This window comes from Cohnella terricola (assembly GCF_007786475.1).
Lineage (GTDB): Bacteria > Bacillota > Bacilli > Paenibacillales > Paenibacillaceae > Cohnella > Cohnella terricola.
Genome location: NZ_VNJJ01000008.1, coordinates 59435 through 76193, shown reverse-complemented (window position 1 = coordinate 76193; position 16759 = coordinate 59435). Strand labels below are relative to the sequence as shown.

Genomic DNA, 16759 nt, shown 5'->3' with positions numbered 1-16759 from the left:
GGTACATCTCTCCTATTTTATATGCCTGCAAGAAGTTCTTCTGTTGTTAAAATGGCATGTGCAAATGTAGGGCCATTAATTTCATGCGCCGCATGCATGGCTTCTTTACTGAAAGCAGCTGTTGCATCTTTAACCAGTGTGACATGGTAACCAAGCTCCATGCCGAAGCGTGCAGTCGCTTCGATGCACGTATTGGCTAACATACCAACAACGATAATTTTTTGTACACCATGCATTTTAAGCTGATGATCCAAGTCAGTGTTCGCGAATCCGCTGCTGGCCCAATGCTCTTTAATAATCACATCGTTTTTCTGAGGTTCAAAATCTGGATGGAATTCTCCACCCCAAGAACCTTTAGCAAATACCTGTCTTTGTTTCGTAAGAAGCTGATAAGGAGTTGGGTGCATCCAGTTTTCGTAATCATCCGGTTCAGATCTATGATGAGGAACAAAAAAGACTTGAATGCCAGCTTCCCGAACAGCATTAAGGATCTCTTTTAGATGTTCAAGCAAGTTTACGGAGTCAGCTACTTCTTTCGCACGTGCGAAACTCTTGCCTTCCGGTGATAAGAAATCATTATATGGGTCAACCAAAAGCAGCCCTGTTGTAGTTGGTTGGTAGATCTTTGTCATGGATAAGCATTCCCTTCCGATTTCTTAGATTCCGTACTCGTTGAAGAAGCTTCATTTTGATATTGTTCCAAATTAAACCCATAACATACATCCTTATAAATCATAAAATATCAGCCATTTAATACAGACATATTCATTTCAATAATTTGGCGTAATTTATCTTCGTCTGTAATCGTTTTGACCATAACGCGAAGTCCAATCAGTGCATTGTTAAAATATTGAGAAAGGCTTTCAGCGTCGAGCGTCTTGGAAAGTTCCCCCGATTGTTGACCTTCCATGATAAGATCACGTATTAACTGTTCCGTATAGTCCCAGAACTGATGAACACATTCTCTTGCCTCTGAATCATGTTGGGCCAATTCAACCGCAGTATTCACTATGAAGCAGCCCACAGGAGACTCCTCTCCCGGATGAATTGCCCTTTCAAATAGCATTCGAATTGCTTCTGTGGCAGAAAGGCCTGCTATACGAAGCTTATACGATTGCTCTAGCTTTTCACTGTAGCGATTCAATGCTTTGAGATACAAGGATTTCTTATCGCCAAAGGTATCATACATGCTCCCTTTATGAACCCCCATGTGCGATACGAGTTCCTGCATGGAGGTTTTCTCATACCCTTGTTCCCAGAATAACCGCATGCCTTTAAGCAAAACGGAATCATGATCAAACTCCTTTGTCCTGGCCATCCATAACCCTTCTTTCAAAGCAAATTTAGAGAATTAAGAACGGTCGGTCAAGAATGAATTTGAAAAACCGTTCTTAGATGTGTGCGTCGTTGCAAAAATAAATTTAGCACTTTAAGAACGATCGGTCAAGAATAATTTTGAACGATCGTTCTTAAATGAGTGTTCTCCACATAACGAGAGCTGCTTAGGATAAGGCTCGTACTGTTCGCAAAAAAGGACGGCTACCCCTCTGGGCAATCGTCCTCTCAACTTACGCAAATAGCCGGCTCTAATTGTGCAATGTTAAATAGTTTTTTAAGAATCGCTTCGTTCTTTCATTTTGTGGATTTGTAAATAATTCTTCTGGTGTGCCTTGTTCTACAATATACCCATCTGCCATAAAAATGACACGATCTGCTACTTCTTTCGCAAACTCCATTTCATGGGTCACAACTATCATCGTTCTACCTTGTTTCATAACATCCTTCATCACATTCAGTACTTCCTCTACAAGTTCCGGATCTAAAGATGATGTCGGTTCATCAAATAAAACAACATACGGATTAAGCGCCAGTGCTCTTGCGATTCCTACACGCTGCTGTTGGCCACCAGATAAGGCAACTGGATAGTTAAGCTCTTTTCCTTTTAAGCCTACTTCAGCTAATAAATCATACGCTACTTGCTCTGCTTGTTTTTTCGGCATCTTTTTCGTTAAGCGCAGCGGCTCTGAAACATTATGTAAGGCGTTTTTATTTTTAAATAAATTATAGTTTTGAAAAACCATTCCTGTTTTGCTGCGTAATTGAACAACATCTGCCTTCGTATACTGCTCTACATTAACTTTTGCTCCATCAATTTCAATGATCCCTTTTTCCGCTTTTTCTAAAAAGTTTAAGCAGCGTAACAATGTTGATTTCCCAGAACCTGATGGGCCAATAATGGCCAACACTTCACCATCTTTTACTTCCACATCAATGCCTTTTAGAATAGCTGTATTCCCATAGCTTTTATGGAGGTTTTGAATTTTAATCATGATTTTGTCGCCTCCTTCAAGTACGGACGTTCCATATATTTTTCAAGCTTTGACTGTAAAAATGCCAATACGACTGTAATTGCCCAATATATTAATCCAACGGCTAAATACGCCTCTAGAAATTTATAGGTAACAGCGGATTCAAGCTTAGCACGGGCTAACATATCGACTACGCCGATTGTAAATGCCAATGAAGTTTCTTTAATCATCATAATATAGTAGTTGCCCGTAGCTGGAATAGCTACACGAAATACTTGTGGCAAAATAACTGTGCGCAGTCCTTGCCACTTCGTCATATTCACTGCCTCGCAAGCTTCAAATTGACTTTTATCTACCGCTAAAAATGCTGAGCGGAATACTTCAGATAAATAAGCAGCATTTTTAATGCTTAATGCAATAATAACCGCCGTTATAGCTTGTATGGAGCTTAAGCTCGGAAATAGTTGTGGTAAACCAAAATAAAAAATAAAAATTTGAATTAACGTGGGTACCCCGCGGAAATAGGAGATGATGACTCGCAGTAGCTGGTACAAAACGGGCACCTTCGCATTAATAATAACTGCAAAAATTAAACCCACAATGACTGCTAAAACAAATGATAATGTCCCCATATATAAAACAATCGGTAAATATTGTAGTATTCTTGGAAAAATATCAAACATATAGCCAATATCGAAGTTCACATTAACCCCTCTTTTCTATCGTTAGAACACGTAAAACATGTGAAGGCCGCACAGAGTTTCCTCTGAACAGCCCTCAAATCATTATTATTTTTTGTGTGGAATCGTTACATCAATGGCACTCCACTTGTCTGAAAGCTCTTTGAGCTTACCGCTATCTTGTAACTTTTGAATTTCTACGCTAAATGCTTCTAAAAACTCTTTATTTTCATCAGAGCGTACGAATGGGAAGCCATAGTCAAAATTAATTAAGTAGTCTTCACCATAAAGTTTTAATGGTAAACCTTCATTGCGAATTCGAGAAGCTGCTGTAATTTTTACATCAATGAATGCATCTAAGCGACCTAATGCGACTTCATTATATGTACCACTTACATCTTGGTATGGAGTAATAATGATTTCATTACCGTTCTCTTTATTCCAATTCTCTAAAAATGTGTGTAAATTGTTGCCTAAAAGTACGCCAACTTTTTTACCTTTTAGATCTTCAATGCTATTAATGCTAGTATTGTCTTCACGAACGACTAATGTTGCCCCAGAATAGGCATACGGTGTAGAGAAATCGTATTTTTCACGGCGTGCATCTGTCATCGCAATTAAGTTTGCTACCGTGTCAATTTTACCTGTATCTAACATGCCGAAAATACCCGAGAACTCCGCAAACTCCCATTTAATTTTATAACCTAATGCTTCTCCAACTAATTCTAATACATCTACGTCATAGCCTTGCGCTTTGCCATCCTTATCTACTGAGATGAATGGTGGATATATTCCGGATGAACCAACAACTAATACGTCTTTTTTCGCCTTAGAATTGCCAGAAGCTTCAGGTGATCCTACATTTTCTTTTTTATCACCGCATGCCGCTAAAATAAGAATTAATGTACTCATTACTAATAGAACCGATAATTTTTTAAAGTTTCTCAAATTAAACCCCTGCCTTTTCTAATTCTTTTTCTATAACCTCTACTAATTCATCTGCAAAAATTTCACGCGGGTATTGGAACTCAATTTCATTAATGAATACAGTTGGTACCATTGTTACGCCACGTTCAATTGCCTCTGCTGTAATTAATAAGCTGCGATCAATGTTTGAAAATTCTTCTTTTAAATCGTACTTTTCTTCAATGTACTTTTTAATTTCATGGTTTGAATATTTATCCCATGTTGCTTGATTTTTAAATAATTCACTTATGATTTCTAATGTTCTTTCCGGATTTGAATAATCTAAGTTAGCATTAATCAATGTTCCAGGTAATAGCATTTCGCGCGGTTTATCATAATGTTTTACGACTAGAGCAACTTTGTTTTGTTCAAAATATTGCGGAAGCGTGTTGTCTACTAATTCATAGAATGTTGCGCAATACGGACAAGCATAATTTAGAAACACTTCAATTTTCACCGGTGCATTTATATCACCAATTACTAAATAGTCATTTTTAATTTTTGCCATCGTGACCACCTTTTTGTTTGTATGATGTGAGTATTTTAATACTACACTATTTTGATAGGAATTGTACACTATAAGTTTGTAAAATTCGACAAAATATGAGTTATCTCTCAAATATAGGTTTGAAAATATTTTAAACCTGCCAGCGACATGATAAGATGAGTATGAAGCATTTTTGAATAAGGTTACCTAAATCAAATTATGGGGCGTAGTAAATTGAACAATAATAAGATTAAAGTTGGTGTCTCTAATAAAGAAGGTCAGTTAGGATTTGTCTTTTCGAGAGGTGGTCTTCGAGAAGGTTCAGGAAGAAAGGGTTTCGGTGTGACGAAAAAAGTATCTTTAACCCTAACAGAGGAAATGTGGAAAAAAATCGACGATCATTGCACAGACAATAAACGATCTCGTTCGGAGGTTATTCGTAACATTCTTGAGTCCTTCTATTCTCAATAAATTTTGTTCGAGGTCTCTAAGATTCAATAGCCTTAATGGTCACCTACAATCCTATGCTGTCGATTATCCACCCGAAAAATCGATCCGGACTGACCTTGTACCCAAGAAATATACTCAGCCAAACGATAAAACCGAGCAGCGAGAAAGTTACGAAAAGACTTATTTCTTTTACTGATTTTTTTCTTCGCAACAAATAGACGAGACTGCCCCCTAGTCCGATAAGAAAACAAATGATAAATCCGCTCACGCCGAACCTCCACTCTCTCCCTTGCGAAATCGACGAATCCACGTCAGGAAAAGAAGCAGAACGGGGAGTACGATTCCATATAGACTCGTATATTGAAAAATGTATCGTGTGTCCACCGCTATATTGTCTACGATATTCTCGTGAGTCAAAATCGCGATTCCGGAGATGAATAGTACTAGCGGGATCGCGATCCATGTTCGATCACTTACCCGAAATAGCTGACAAATTCCTGTGACCGCGCAATGATACGAAATGCAAAGTTTAATGAAAATCCAAATCAACCAGACGATCACGATCGTCGATTCCACATGTTCGATGAATTCCGCAATTTGAAGCTCCTGCACGATGATATATAGCGGGTACGCAAAATGGGAAGTACGTGTCACGCCTAGCACGCCGATCGTCACAAAGACGATACCGCTTATCAGCAATGTCGCCACTGTGATACCAAGCAGCAGCCCTGTTTTGACTCTGCTTTTGACATAGGGAACGAGCATCATAAGCGTGACAGCCTCCATATAAGGAAAACCGATCACGGGGAGCGAATCTTTTATCAACTGCCAAGTACTTACCTGAAACATGGGCTCGAAACGTTCCCATTTCCATTCAGATAGGGTGAACAAGTAAATAACAACGACAATCAATACGACCAAAGGGGCTAAAAACTCGATCGTTCTTGCTATCGTCTCTACGCCTTTGATCACGGCATAACAAACAACGATTAAAAACATAAGGTGAAACACGGAGATCGGCGTACGAGGCATAAGGATGGTCTTCATGAAATCGCCAAGATTACGGGTGACCCAACCAGCGAGTTGGATGAAAAACCAAATATAAAGAAGCGCAATGAATCCCCCGAAATATTTCCCGGCTACCTTCGTGCATATCTGCACGATGCTTAATCCCGGATTTCTACTCGCCAGTGTCAACCACAAACAGGCGATCAACACCGCAAATATTCCCGCGATTAAGGGAACGATCCAGCCGTCTTGTTTGGAAACGGCAATAATGCTTCCAGGCCGGACAAAAAAAGCAGTGCCTACTATAAAATTCAGCGACAATAAAAAAAACTGCCACCCGCTTATGCGTGCGTTTTCCACGCTAGTTCCTCTTCTCTTTAGTACGGATCGATTGTAATGCCGACCATATCGACTGTACATTTTACGGTGAGATCAAGCTTCGTTTGGTGCCATATTTCCTTGTCCTTTTTCGCATCCTTCCACTGCTTTCCTCGTTTAAGCATGATCTGTTGCTCGATTCCGAGCAGATCCCATTGGTTTCGCTTCGCTTTCTCATAGAACTCGTAGGCTTTATCCGAAATTTGCCGGTTGTACTGCTTTTTGATTTTGGCCAAATTTTGTACGGTTAATTTCTCACCTTGCGTATTTTCGACAATTTGGAGCTTCGATTCGATATTGATTTTCAGAATGGGTCTTCCGGAACTCATGGTCAGTTGTTTACGGACCGAAGTTCTTGTCGCCTGGACACCGACATGTGCCTTATCTAAGATGAGCGATTGATTGAAAACTCCGATCTTCCCGTTTAACAAATAGAACCAGGGCATTTCATCCAAAGTTAATTCTCCTACCATCCGATCCTGCTTGAAAACGGCGCCACCTTGCAGGACGATATTCCCCTGATTGGCATCGATTTCTTCATATCGGTCGGTATTTGGCATCACTTTGCCGGATACACGGACAAAGGGCAGGACGGTAAAAGCGGCGCTTTCCATATTTTCGACTAAATCTTTAACCCGCGACTGTTTACCTGCGCGACCGGATTGCATTGATTCGCTTTCATTGATAGAGCCAACGGCGTGACCGGGTAATCGTTCCAATGGAATATAGGTTTTCATGATATCCGAGAGCGGATCATCGGTTACGAACAGGGTGACCGTAGCGCGCCTGTCCCGTTGTTTCTCCATGAATTCTAGAATTTCCTTCATGCCTGCTCTCGCAGTCCTCTCGGACACAATCATCGCCGAATAATGATCGAAGAAAGGCTGCCTTGGAATGATGTCGAATATTTTGTTGGCAATGTCGGTTGATGTGTTTGCTTCGATCCGATACGTGTAAATGGGGGATTTGATGCCTGACGTTTTTTGCGCTGCTACCCCTGTTGGATTAATGACTTGATAGTAAACGGTAAACTTCCCGTCGACAGGGTTTCTGTCCAAACCGACAAAGTTGACGATGGCGAGCCGATTGACTTCCACCAAATCCCAGCAACCTGTCAAACCGAAACTTAAGATGAATATTATTACGATAAGGAACCGCTTGCCATGTTGGATAATTGGTTGTCCCTTCATGCTTGTCACCTTTTCTTGCGTTTTGGTTTGTTCATGCGGGGCAACGTTTTCATCCATGGCCGCGGTACGCGTAGGATAACATCCTTCCAATCGGACAGAAATGTCGGCGCTATCGGGGCCAGATAAGGAACACCGAACGATTTGATAGAGGCGAGATGGATGACGGTAAACAGAACGCCGCATAATATGCCGAACATTCCCATAAATCCGGCCAATATCATGTACGCATATTGCAAAAATCTCTGCGAGATCCCAAAGTTGTAGAAAGGAGTGACAAAATTCGCGATTGCGGTAACGGCTACCACGATAACCGTCGCCGCCGACACGAGCCCGGCCTGAACCGCCGCTTCCCCCAGTACAAGCGCCCCGACGATCGCGATCGCTTGACCGGAAATCCGCGGCATACGGAGGCCAGCTTCGCGCAGCATTTCAAAAAGCACCATCATCAAAAAAGCCTCCACATAGGAGGGGAAAGGCACCCCTTCCCTCTGAGCCGATAGACTGACAAGAAGCGTGGGAGGGAGCAGGGAATGATGATATAAGGAAGCGGCAATGTAGAGGGAAGGGACGAATACGGCGAATAAATAGGCAAGAAATCGGATCCAGAGCAAAAAAGTGGCGATGTCCGCTCGTTGATAATAGTCTTCCGGCGAAGTAAAAAACTGCATAAAAGTGACGGGGCCGATCAGCGTGAACGGGGTGCCATCCACCACTACCGCAACACGTCCTTCCAACAGGTGAGAAGCCAGAACATCGGGCCGCTCTGTTTTCATAAGTGTCGGAAAAGGCGTGAATGTTTTATCTTGGATCCACTCTTCTACATAGGTACTGTCCAATATGCTATCCGCCTTTATTGAACGAATCCTGATGCGGAACTCATTAAGGATTTCGTCCGACGCGAGATCTTGAATGTAGCAAATCCACACTTTCGTTTCGGTGGATTTACCGATCTTCATTTGCTCGAATCGCAAGTCTGCAGTGAGGATTCTTTGGCGTATCAGGCCGATGCTGGTTAATAGGTCTTCATTAAATGCCTCGTTCGGCCCCTGTACAGTCGTTTCCGTTTTGGGCTCCGTTACCGTACGATGATGAGATTTTGCTACATCCAGCATAAGCACATGATCAGCCCCGGGAATGACGAGCAGGCACATTCCCTTCAGAAGCCCTTGCGCGCAGGAGATCAAATCGAAGACCTTTGAAATCGAGGCAACAGGGATTCTGCTCTTCAACGTTTCCATTAGATCCGACACGCTCTCTGATACGTCGAGTAATCGACTTTCCGATAAAAATTTAAGAACGTTATCTTCGATTTTATTTTTGTCCACTAACGTCTCGATGAATAAATAACTCCCTAGAATACCTGGGCGCAGCTCTAACGCAAGGTATTTTAAGTCGGGTGGATTCCCAATTTCATTTACCAGTTGTTGGACAAAAACATCAGACTCGCTATTTGTAAATAAGGGACTCTCAGAATGTGATTGAATATGATCCGACAACGCTGAGCCTCCTTCGACAGCTATACGATTCAGTTATTTCCACCCGGCTAGCATTTTAATACAGCGACATGCTGAACGCCGCTTTCGATTTCGTGGCTAGGATACAAAATCAGTTCGGAAGCTAATGTCCTTGTTCGCTTCCAGTTCTTCACGCAATTGAAATAGATATCACAGAGGGCTATTCGTAGGCAAAATGAATCATGCTCTCCTCGATGCAGCCGTCAGACTGGTAGGCCTGCCTGTTAACCGAATCTACCCATGTGGCAGATATCGCGTTCGAGGTAGGCTATGAGAGCCCTTCCCAATTCAGCCGGGAATATGCGCGCCTGTTCGGCTTCTCTCCGGTGAGTGATATCAAGCGGTTCAGCTAACGCACAATCACTAGCAAATAAAAGTGAATATCCTGATGATAATCGTCCAGCCTTGATTAGTTTGAGGAGGTGGTTATCGTCGATCGTTTCTGGATGTACGCTGACCCAAAATACAGTTTCTCGCTTAAACTTCCGAGATGGTGGAAACCTTATATCGTCGTAAAAAGGACAAATCATCCCGGAGATGCGCGGTGTGCCCTACTTTTCCGTTTTAAGTACAAAGGGAAAGTATATCAAGAGGTTCTCGGTATATACGTCTTCCGGATGACCTTGCAACAATGGCGCAAAAAAGGCTACAAAGATTCTCCTTATGTGATGCTTGCCAGCCGCAACGGGAACACTTTTGCCTATTTGACGCCGGAAGAGCTTCCTTACGAGTTTCTCAATAAAACCGGCAACGACTATGATTATCGAAAATACGGCAAACAGATTAGACTAATAAAGCGTATGGTGAACGACAACGTTCCAAAAGTCGTCAAAACGTTCCGGTTTACCGCAAAATAAAGCGGGATTATTTAGAGGAAAAGAAGTTTTTCGCCGTCACATATGGTCTTGAACCTAATCTAGTCGAGGTTCTGTTGACAACAATCTTCCGACATAGAGGCCGCTTGCCGCTGTCTGTGACAGAGAATGGGTCGTGCCGGAGCAGTCTCCTATTGCAAACATTCGAGGAATCTGGGTCTCGAATCGTTCATCAGTCTTGATGCCCGGCGAGTACAGCTTGCCATCAATCGCGTATAATATCGTCTCCTTGTCGATTGGTTCGCGAATCAACCTCTCTAAGGCGTCCAAAAATTCGAGCGTCGCACGAACGTATAACTCAGGCACTTCTGACCTCAGGTCCGTAAACTCCGCTTCGAGAGTTGGAATGACGGTGCTAGACTCTCGATCCGATACTAGGTTATTGGAACTTCGGACCCCTTGAAGATCCCGAAGTCGCTGCGCTGCAATACGAGAACGTCCACGATTAATTTTACCGACAACGTCGTGAAGGTAGCGGTCCGCTTCTGCCAGCGATGGGAAAAAGGACGGTACGAATAAAGTGAAGTTCAAATTCGAAGTCCCTCCGTCCTTTTGCTCCCGGTAATTTTGTCCGTCCGGCATCGCGAGTCTTTCCTGTTTCTTGAGGATCACCCGTCCCCGCGGGTTCATGCAATATGTTGTCGCCGAATATCCGTTACCTTCATAATGCAATTTAGTTTCCACAGATCGACTAAGAATCGAATTTAGCTGGTCGCCTCGCATTTCGATTCGCAGCCCGAGATCAATCCGCGTTTCTCCCCGTTCGATGCCAAGAATATCGCATTGCCGCGCGAGCCACTCGTTACCGCTACGACCGGTCGCGAGGAGAATCGTATCCGCTTGGACAACCTCTCCATTCTCCAAGATCAACTCGAAGCCTCCCGCCGCTTGCGGGATCATCGCTCGAACCTCCATTTGGAAGCAGAAGTCAGTTCCTAGCTTTAGTTCTTCATAAAATTCTCGCAAAATCATCCGAGACAGATCCGTCCCAAGATGACGCGTTCTTGTTGATAAAATTCCGAAGCCCACTTCCTGTGCTCGAGCAGTCAACTCCGAGTCATAGGTGCTGTAAATCTGCGCCCGGTTTCCGCCGTGAGCAGTTAACACGTCATCCACTTCGTTCATCAGCTCTAGCGCCCGTTCATATCCGACTTTACGCTCAAGATCTCCTCCGAAATCGTTTGTATAGTTAAACTTTCCTTCCGATAAACCCAAGCCTCCGAAGCCCACGTACTTGTCGCAAGTATCGCAGTTACACTCCTTGTTCTGATCGGAAGGACAATCTCGATCTTTCAGCAATTTGCCTTTGTCGATAATGAATACGTTGCGCCCCTTCTTCTTTAACTCAAGCGCAGCAAAAATACCCGCTACTCCCGCACCGATAATCACAAATTCATATCTCAAGTTATTACCTCCGCACTTCCATCGTTTTCATCCATTCCTATTTTCCTATCCGCTTGTTTCAATGTAAGAGGTTGGTTGGCGAACGATGTGACCACTCTCCCGATCAGTGCCCTTGCTTCAAACGTGTTTACTCTTCGAAGAATTGCTCTCGGTAGCCGCGCTCACTTTCAAGCCGTTAACCGGGTGTTGGACAACCATCGGATCAAACCCGTCATCGATCGCGTCTTTCCTTTCGAGGAGACGTTGGATGCCTTGAAGGGGAGACCCCGAACTAGAGAACAAAGTGTGGAAGACGAACTTCTTAGGCTGCGCGCGGAGAATGAATATCTGAGCTCATCTCGCCCGACCTTTTATTTGAACTCCTTCTCAAAAGCATTTATGCAATTTTTGTCTTTGGAAGTATCCAATACAGCAAACCTAATTTCCGAAAACAGCGATCCCAGATCTTCGTCTTCCAAAAGCTCCCGCCACCACCCGGCCACCTTCACAGGATCGTTCCGGAATACCCCGCAGCCATAAGCTCCCAAGATAAGGTTGTCATTGTTCATATGAGCAAATATCGCCAGGGCCAGACGCATTCGGTCTTTCATCACGCGTTCCGCCTTCTGGGAGTCTTCTCCTTTAAGTTGAACCTGCCCATAATTCACGGCGGGCAGCGTCAGTACCGAAGCGGTCACCGGCCGCTTGATAAGTTCAAACTTCTCGTTGCGAAAAAATACCACATCCGGTGAATAGATGGCGTAATCCGTATACATCATCGATTGGCAAGCCCGATTCGCCTTATAGTAGCCTTCATTGCGCAACTGCGTTTCGTATAATCCGCTGGATGCTGCAAGGCTTTCCTCCTGAGCCATCGCACCGTTTAAGAAACCGCCCCCCGGATTTTTGGCGCTGGCAAAGTTGAGTACACCGACCCGTTCCTTCCCTGCCTCCGCAAAATCCAAAATCGCCTTCACCGTAGCTTCATTGACGACAGAATAAACGGCAGCTTGCGACCGCCGAAGCAAACCGGCACTTTCTCGCACGAGCGCCTGCCCGTGTTCCGGCGTTATCAGTCCGCTGTTTTCCTCCGAATGCTTTTGCAGCTCGGCGAATTCTACCCGGTGCCCCTCATATTTATAAAAGCCTTGCCGCTGTAACAGTAAAGTTTCTTCTGCTATTTCTTTTCGGTTCATTTCAAGTTTCCTCCCAATTTCTTCGATATAAACGAGAAGGCCGGTGTCCCGCATTCTCCGTGTAGTGATCGGTCTCCGCCACGAGATCGGCCACCTTGCGCCGGAAGGCAGCCTTCAGCAGCTCTTTGTCCAATATCACTTCGTACACTTGCTGCAGTTCTGTCAAGGTAAAAAGCTTCGGCATCAAGTGCAGGGCAATATCGGTATCATTCGTTTTTTTCCGCAGCCGTTCGATCGCGCAGGCAACCATTTTTGCATGATCGAAAGCCAACCCGTCATTCGCCACGATAGAATAGACGGTTGACCTCGAGGTCGGTTTTGCCGTGACAATCCGATTTACAACCGCATTAAGCTCCTCTCTTTCGGTGCTGAGCTTGAGCTCGAATGTCAATGTTTTAACATATCCTTCGCCGATCAATTCCTTTTGCTCCCGCAGTAGCCGATAGCTTACCTTGAACCAGGCGGCATCGTCGGCATCGTCTCCCGCCTTTAACTGAAACCGGCCGCTGTCGACCAAGGCCATATAGCTGCAGCTCATCACCCATGTACGGGGATCCCGTCCAATATCGCTGAAGGTGTACAACTGCTCCAAGTAAACGTCATTAACCCCGGTTTCCTCACGAAGCTCTCTCGCCGCAGTCTGCTCCGCGGACTCTTCCGGTCGGACGAAGCCGCCCGGCAGCGCCCATTTTCCCAGGAAGGGATGCCCCCCTCTGCGAATAAGCAGAATTCGCAGCTCTTTTTCGGGGAGTTTGCGGTAGCTGTCCGCCTCTAAGTTCGTGACGGTGAAAATAACCATGTCCGCCGCTACCGAAGGCCGCTCGTAATCACCTGCCCGGTACTGCTCCAAAAATTCACGTTCCGTAAGTCCGTTGCGGTCCAACAAATCCAACGGCTTCGCCTCCCTGGTTCTTTAATCGTTCCGCTCTCCGAAATAGTTGCTATAAGGCTCAAATTTCGCCAACACTTCGTCTACCTTGCGCATACGCTCCTCCAATGTTCCCCTTAGAGTGATAAAGGGAATTCGTCGCTCCTTCAAATCCGCGATGATTTGCTTATGAAAGATATGCCGCTTCTGATCCCCACTGCGATCCCATGTATCGTCGTAAGGAATATCGTCGTCGCAAAGGAAAAACAAATCATACCGCTGCGCGTTTTCCAGGGCGATCCGGGTTAGGAGTTCCGGAGCACGTCCGTGATAATCCAAGGCAAACATATAAGTGGTAATCGCATTGGTATCGACAAAGAGATACCGGTTTGCTTTAAGCATTGCCCGCTCTTCCCTCTCGATATGGCCCACGGCGATTTCATCAAAGGCATCGAAGCCGATTCTGCGGTCCACCTGATGCTCGGTCCAATAATCCCGCCCGTACTCGCTTGCATAAGTTGTCCGGTACTGCTGGGCTAATGCTTCGGTAATCGTTGATTTCCCGGTCGACATCGCTCCCACAAAAACCACTTTCGTGATTAAATCCCTGTACACGATTTCACTAACAAAATCCCGATATTTGTAAGGATCGGAACGGACCATTGTGGCCGATACCGGTACATGCTGGCGAGCTTCATCCACCCGCCGGTCCACCGCGCCTAAAGCGACGCTCATATGCCTGCCATAAAACTCGCTAGAGTAAAAGTGACTCACTTGTTCACCCTTCAGCAACCCTAGAATGTACTGCTCTTCCCGGATCTCATGCTCCCGGTCGTCCGAGTACCCATCCGGACCATCCCAGGCTTCGATTACCCGAACAGAGGGATAGAGCTTGCGAATCCAGTTGGCCCGGATATGGAGCGGAATCGGGGTGACCGTCGTCTCATAAATCACCACGATCAATTCGTCGACTTCCTGCAGTGCCGTCTCGATCATGAACTGATGCCCTTTATGCAGCGGGGCGAACTTCCCCAACGTTAATCCCAACGTCTTCATGCCAATGCCTCCTTAACCCCTTTGTTCCAGTTATAGTAGCCGTATGCCGCGTTAACCAGATACGCGCTCCACATGACGATCATCAGAAGACCTTCGCCGCTGCCATCCAGCGTCCGGATCACCCATAGCAGCACCGTGAACATATTCAGCACAATATAGACGAGCCATTGTTCCTTAAACCTTCTCACCATCAAAATAGTGGCCACGATGGATAACACCGTCGTTATGGCATCGATGTAGGGCGAGTTCTGCTCCGGAATGAACGATAAGCCAAACCCCAGCAGCAGGGAGCCTGCTATACAGATAACCCCCACGAGAAACATTCCCCTAAGCTCCATCTGGCGCATGGACAGCTTGCCGCCTTGAAGGTTGTTTTTCCACAAGTAAAAGCCGACGATATTCATAGGCACAAAGAAGAGCAAATTCAGCATGACTTCTCCAAACAAACCGTTTATATAAGCCAAATAGGCGTACCCGACGGTATTATACATGCCAAAAACATAACTCATCAGCTTCCCCTTCGCCGCGAGCACCACGCATAACACCCCGGTGATAAAGACCGTGAACCCGAAAAAAGAATCCTTGGAAAGAACCGTAAACCCTACAGCAATCAAGGTAAACAAAACTAGCCAGGCGATTTCGAACAAGTTCCAACTGCCCGTATACTTCTTCATGTTGCAACCCCTCCGCTTTCTCCGATCATTCTCGGAGCGCAAACTCAAATTTAACTTAGTAACATTTTGATACTTACATATTGTTACTATCAAAATAACAGAAGTACCACCGGATTTCAAGCAATTTCTACCACAGCACGATTCTCCGCGATAGCTTAATTGAAACAAAAAGACACATTCGTCAAGGACGAATGTGTCCTGGTACCATAATAAAATAAACACCGGCAGTTAGTCCCACTACTAAGATAATACTCATCAGTAATATTGAATACTTTACCCTCGGGGACATGTAATAAGGTACTGCCTTTATCCAGTAATTCAATAGTTTCATTAAATTATAGTTTGATTTTCCGTGCTTCCTCTGGTGATGCTCAGTTAAGGTGTTTGCCATGCTAGCTTTACTTTTTAACAGTGGCCCTAGAATAACGGGTTTTGGCGATTGATTCTGAATAATCATCGTCACGATCGCTCTTCTCATGATTACAAAGTTACTAAACGATATCCTCCGGTTCGTGCTCATGAACACAATAAAATGATTCAGGCGAGATGCAAGCTGTCTAATCCAGGATTGATTATTAATCATCCTTTGACCCATGACCACATCGTAACCCTCGTTAATCTTATTAATTAGCTTAATAACCTCGCTGGGCGGATTTTGCATATCATCATCCATTAGAACAACAAGATCGCCCCTGCAATGTTTAAGCCCGGTCATTAATGCAAGCTGTTGACCCCTATTCGTCTCGTGATGAAGAACAATAACATTCGTGTACTGGTCCCCTAGGTTCTCGCATACTCGGCGGCTATCATCTTTGCTGCCATCGTTTACTAGAATGATCTCTAATGAAAATAAATGATTGTATAAGCGAAGCAGCGATGTTACCACGATCTCAATGCTGATCTGTGAGTTATACACGGGGATCACTATAGATAATTCAGCGGGCTTCGCTTCTTTATTCTCTTTCCCGTATGTCATCGTGTCACTCTTCTTAATATGTAGTAGATCTCCTTCATTTCAAAACCGATAGATGAGTACGCTCTTAATGCTTCCAGGTTGTTAGAAGAGACCATTAAATTCATTTTAGTATATCCTTCCTTGGCCGACCAGGTGAGAATTTCCTTCATATAGCGCACTCCAATCGCTCTTCTTCTATAATCTTTATATAGGCTGGCTAGTACCGCATGGATGGTTTTATCTTTCCCTTTAAGAAAAAAATAGAACCCGATCTTATTCGACTTTAATGTCGCCTCTACGATGATCGCATTTCCGCTGAGAAATCCATCCCTGATCCAATTTTTATAACGTTTGAGCGCTAAGCCACTACCTAATGCCGGATCAAGCGACACTCTATCGGTAACAAAAAGATCCTCGTCGATTTTGGACAGCAAATCTTTCAACTGCTCCATGGCATCTATCGTTTGGAATTGAATGGGCTCCGAAATCACTTTCGAGAATCGGGATGGTTCTATGAACTTCGTTAGATTCAAAGTCATTTCTATTTGCGACTCCATAAATCTGAACCCAACTTCCTCAAGACCATGCACGAGATCTAGTCTAAGCTTAGGTACTTTAGCCACGATATAATCATAGGTTGCATAATCATCCTCAAGAGCCAACAAACAATCCGCTGAATCGTTTGCATCTATTTTGATTTCCAGCACCTTTTTATCGAAATTCCGTTCTTCCCAATATGCATCTATCTTTATCATTGCATGGCTCCTTAG

18 protein-coding genes and 1 pseudogene are annotated in these 16759 nt (G+C 44.4%); 3 read left to right on the top strand and 16 right to left on the bottom strand.

Features of this window, described 5'->3' with window-relative positions:
• Nucleotides 1-17: 17 nt before the first annotated feature.
• The 6 genes from FPZ45_RS15280 to FPZ45_RS15255 form a co-directional block, all read right to left on the bottom strand.
• Nucleotides 18-632: a cysteine hydrolase family protein gene (locus tag FPZ45_RS15280; protein WP_144703459.1), complete on the bottom strand. Its 615-nt coding sequence runs from the start codon at nucleotides 630-632 to the stop codon at nucleotides 18-20.
• A 110-nt stretch (nucleotides 633-742) separates the two neighbouring features.
• The gene (locus FPZ45_RS15275; RefSeq protein WP_144703456.1) at nucleotides 743-1318 is read right to left on the bottom strand and encodes a TetR/AcrR family transcriptional regulator; all 576 of its coding nucleotides are present in this window, start codon (nucleotides 1316-1318) and stop codon (nucleotides 743-745) included.
• Nucleotides 1319-1586: 268 nt separating this feature from the next.
• The gene (locus FPZ45_RS15270; RefSeq protein ID WP_144703453.1) at nucleotides 1587-2330 is read right to left on the bottom strand and encodes an amino acid ABC transporter ATP-binding protein; all 744 of its coding nucleotides are present in this window, start codon (nucleotides 2328-2330) and stop codon (nucleotides 1587-1589) included.
• Nucleotides 2327-3013 carry an amino acid ABC transporter permease gene (locus FPZ45_RS15265; protein ID WP_144703450.1) on the bottom strand — a complete coding sequence of 229 codons (687 nt, stop codon included), beginning with the start codon at nucleotides 3011-3013 and terminating at the stop codon, nucleotides 2327-2329. Before FPZ45_RS15265 ends, FPZ45_RS15270 begins: the two co-directional genes overlap by 4 nt.
• 84 nt (nucleotides 3014-3097) lie before the next feature.
• Nucleotides 3098-3937, bottom strand: coding sequence for a transporter substrate-binding domain-containing protein (locus FPZ45_RS15260; RefSeq protein ID WP_144703446.1), 840 nt, complete (start codon nucleotides 3935-3937; stop codon nucleotides 3098-3100).
• A 1-nt stretch (nucleotide 3938) separates the two neighbouring features.
• Nucleotides 3939-4463, bottom strand: coding sequence for a thioredoxin domain-containing protein (locus tag FPZ45_RS15255; protein ID WP_144703443.1), 525 nt, complete (start codon nucleotides 4461-4463; stop codon nucleotides 3939-3941).
• A 213-nt stretch (nucleotides 4464-4676) separates the two neighbouring features.
• On the opposite strand from FPZ45_RS15255, the gene FPZ45_RS15250 reads away from it, so the two are divergent.
• Entirely contained in the window at nucleotides 4677-4913 is a 237-nt protein-coding gene (locus FPZ45_RS15250) for a ribbon-helix-helix domain-containing protein (RefSeq protein ID WP_144703440.1), read from the top strand.
• 243 nt (nucleotides 4914-5156) lie between these two features.
• Here FPZ45_RS15250 and FPZ45_RS15240 read toward each other — a convergent pair whose 3' ends face one another.
• Genes FPZ45_RS15240 through FPZ45_RS15230 form a run of 3 tightly spaced genes read right to left on the bottom strand, consistent with a single transcriptional unit; the run spans nucleotide 5157 to nucleotide 8964 of the window.
• Complete coding sequence (locus tag FPZ45_RS15240; protein ID WP_186438412.1) at nucleotides 5157-6260, bottom strand: GerAB/ArcD/ProY family transporter; 1104 nt, start codon at nucleotides 6258-6260, stop codon at nucleotides 5157-5159.
• A gap of 17 nt (nucleotides 6261-6277) precedes the next feature.
• A complete protein-coding gene (locus FPZ45_RS15235; protein WP_144703430.1) occupies nucleotides 6278-7468 on the bottom strand; it encodes a Ger(x)C family spore germination protein in 1191 nt (396 codons plus the stop codon).
• Between the two features lie 5 nt (nucleotides 7469-7473).
• Nucleotides 7474-8964, bottom strand: a complete 1491-nt coding sequence (locus FPZ45_RS15230; protein WP_144703428.1) for a spore germination protein — start codon at nucleotides 8962-8964, stop codon at nucleotides 7474-7476.
• Between the two features lie 239 nt (nucleotides 8965-9203).
• Here FPZ45_RS15230 and FPZ45_RS15225 point away from each other — a divergent pair.
• Together FPZ45_RS15225 and FPZ45_RS15220 are read left to right on the top strand one after the other, a co-directional pair.
• Nucleotides 9204-9335 (top strand): annotated as a pseudogene (locus FPZ45_RS15225) (AraC family transcriptional regulator); the annotation flags it as partial.
• A 264-nt stretch (nucleotides 9336-9599) separates the two neighbouring features.
• Nucleotides 9600-9839, top strand: a complete 240-nt coding sequence (locus tag FPZ45_RS15220; RefSeq protein WP_144703425.1) for a hypothetical protein — start codon at nucleotides 9600-9602, stop codon at nucleotides 9837-9839.
• Nucleotides 9840-9893: 54 nt separating this feature from the next.
• On the opposite strand, the gene FPZ45_RS15215 is transcribed toward FPZ45_RS15220, so the two are convergent.
• The 7 genes from FPZ45_RS15215 to FPZ45_RS15185 form a co-directional block, all read right to left on the bottom strand.
• Nucleotides 9894-11261 (bottom strand): NAD(P)/FAD-dependent oxidoreductase, encoded by a 1368-nt coding sequence (locus tag FPZ45_RS15215; RefSeq protein WP_144703422.1) that lies wholly within the window; start codon nucleotides 11259-11261, stop codon nucleotides 9894-9896.
• Between the two features lie 350 nt (nucleotides 11262-11611).
• Nucleotides 11612-12436: a TIGR02452 family protein gene (locus FPZ45_RS15210; protein ID WP_144703419.1), complete on the bottom strand. Its 825-nt coding sequence runs from the start codon at nucleotides 12434-12436 to the stop codon at nucleotides 11612-11614.
• 1 nt (nucleotide 12437) lies between these two features.
• A complete protein-coding gene (locus FPZ45_RS15205) occupies nucleotides 12438-13328 on the bottom strand; it encodes an NUDIX hydrolase (protein ID WP_144703416.1) in 891 nt (296 codons plus the stop codon).
• A gap of 21 nt (nucleotides 13329-13349) precedes the next feature.
• Nucleotides 13350-14360, bottom strand: a complete 1011-nt coding sequence (locus FPZ45_RS15200) for an AAA family ATPase (RefSeq protein WP_144703413.1) — start codon at nucleotides 14358-14360, stop codon at nucleotides 13350-13352.
• A complete protein-coding gene (pnuC, locus tag FPZ45_RS15195; RefSeq protein WP_144703410.1) occupies nucleotides 14357-15034 on the bottom strand; it encodes a nicotinamide riboside transporter PnuC in 678 nt (225 codons plus the stop codon). The genes FPZ45_RS15200 and pnuC overlap by 4 nt, the downstream gene beginning before the upstream one ends.
• A gap of 181 nt (nucleotides 15035-15215) precedes the next feature.
• The gene (locus FPZ45_RS15190; RefSeq protein WP_144703407.1) at nucleotides 15216-16010 is read right to left on the bottom strand and encodes a glycosyltransferase family 2 protein; all 795 of its coding nucleotides are present in this window, start codon (nucleotides 16008-16010) and stop codon (nucleotides 15216-15218) included.
• Nucleotides 16007-16744 carry a GNAT family N-acetyltransferase gene (locus tag FPZ45_RS15185; RefSeq protein ID WP_144703404.1) on the bottom strand — a complete coding sequence of 246 codons (738 nt, stop codon included), beginning with the start codon at nucleotides 16742-16744 and terminating at the stop codon, nucleotides 16007-16009. Before FPZ45_RS15185 ends, FPZ45_RS15190 begins: the two co-directional genes overlap by 4 nt.
• Nucleotides 16745-16759: the final 15 nt, after the last annotated feature.

Coding starts and splice junctions, on each gene's coding strand:
- FPZ45_RS15270 (WP_144703453.1), bottom strand. CDS start 2,330: ATGATTAAAATTCAAAACCTCCATAAAAGCTATGGGAATACAGCTATT.
- FPZ45_RS15275 (WP_144703456.1), bottom strand. CDS start 1,318: ATGGCCAGGACAAAGGAGTTTGATCATGATTCCGTTTTGCTTAAAGGC.
- pnuC (WP_144703410.1), bottom strand. CDS start 15,034: ATGAAGAAGTATACGGGCAGTTGGAACTTGTTCGAAATCGCCTGGCTA.
- FPZ45_RS15235 (WP_144703430.1), bottom strand. CDS start 7,468: ATGAAGGGACAACCAATTATCCAACATGGCAAGCGGTTCCTTATCGTA.
- FPZ45_RS15185 (WP_144703404.1), bottom strand. CDS start 16,744: ATGATAAAGATAGATGCATATTGGGAAGAACGGAATTTCGATAAAAAG.
- FPZ45_RS15210 (WP_144703419.1), bottom strand. CDS start 12,436: ATGAACCGAAAAGAAATAGCAGAAGAAACTTTACTGTTACAGCGGCAA.
- FPZ45_RS15255 (WP_144703443.1), bottom strand. CDS start 4,463: ATGGCAAAAATTAAAAATGACTATTTAGTAATTGGTGATATAAATGCA.
- FPZ45_RS15200 (WP_144703413.1), bottom strand. CDS start 14,360: ATGAAGACGTTGGGATTAACGTTGGGGAAGTTCGCCCCGCTGCATAAA.
- FPZ45_RS15280 (WP_144703459.1), bottom strand. CDS start 632: ATGACAAAGATCTACCAACCAACTACAACAGGGCTGCTTTTGGTTGAC.
- FPZ45_RS15220 (WP_144703425.1), top strand. CDS start 9,600: ATGACCTTGCAACAATGGCGCAAAAAAGGCTACAAAGATTCTCCTTAT.
- FPZ45_RS15190 (WP_144703407.1), bottom strand. CDS start 16,010: ATGACATACGGGAAAGAGAATAAAGAAGCGAAGCCCGCTGAATTATCT.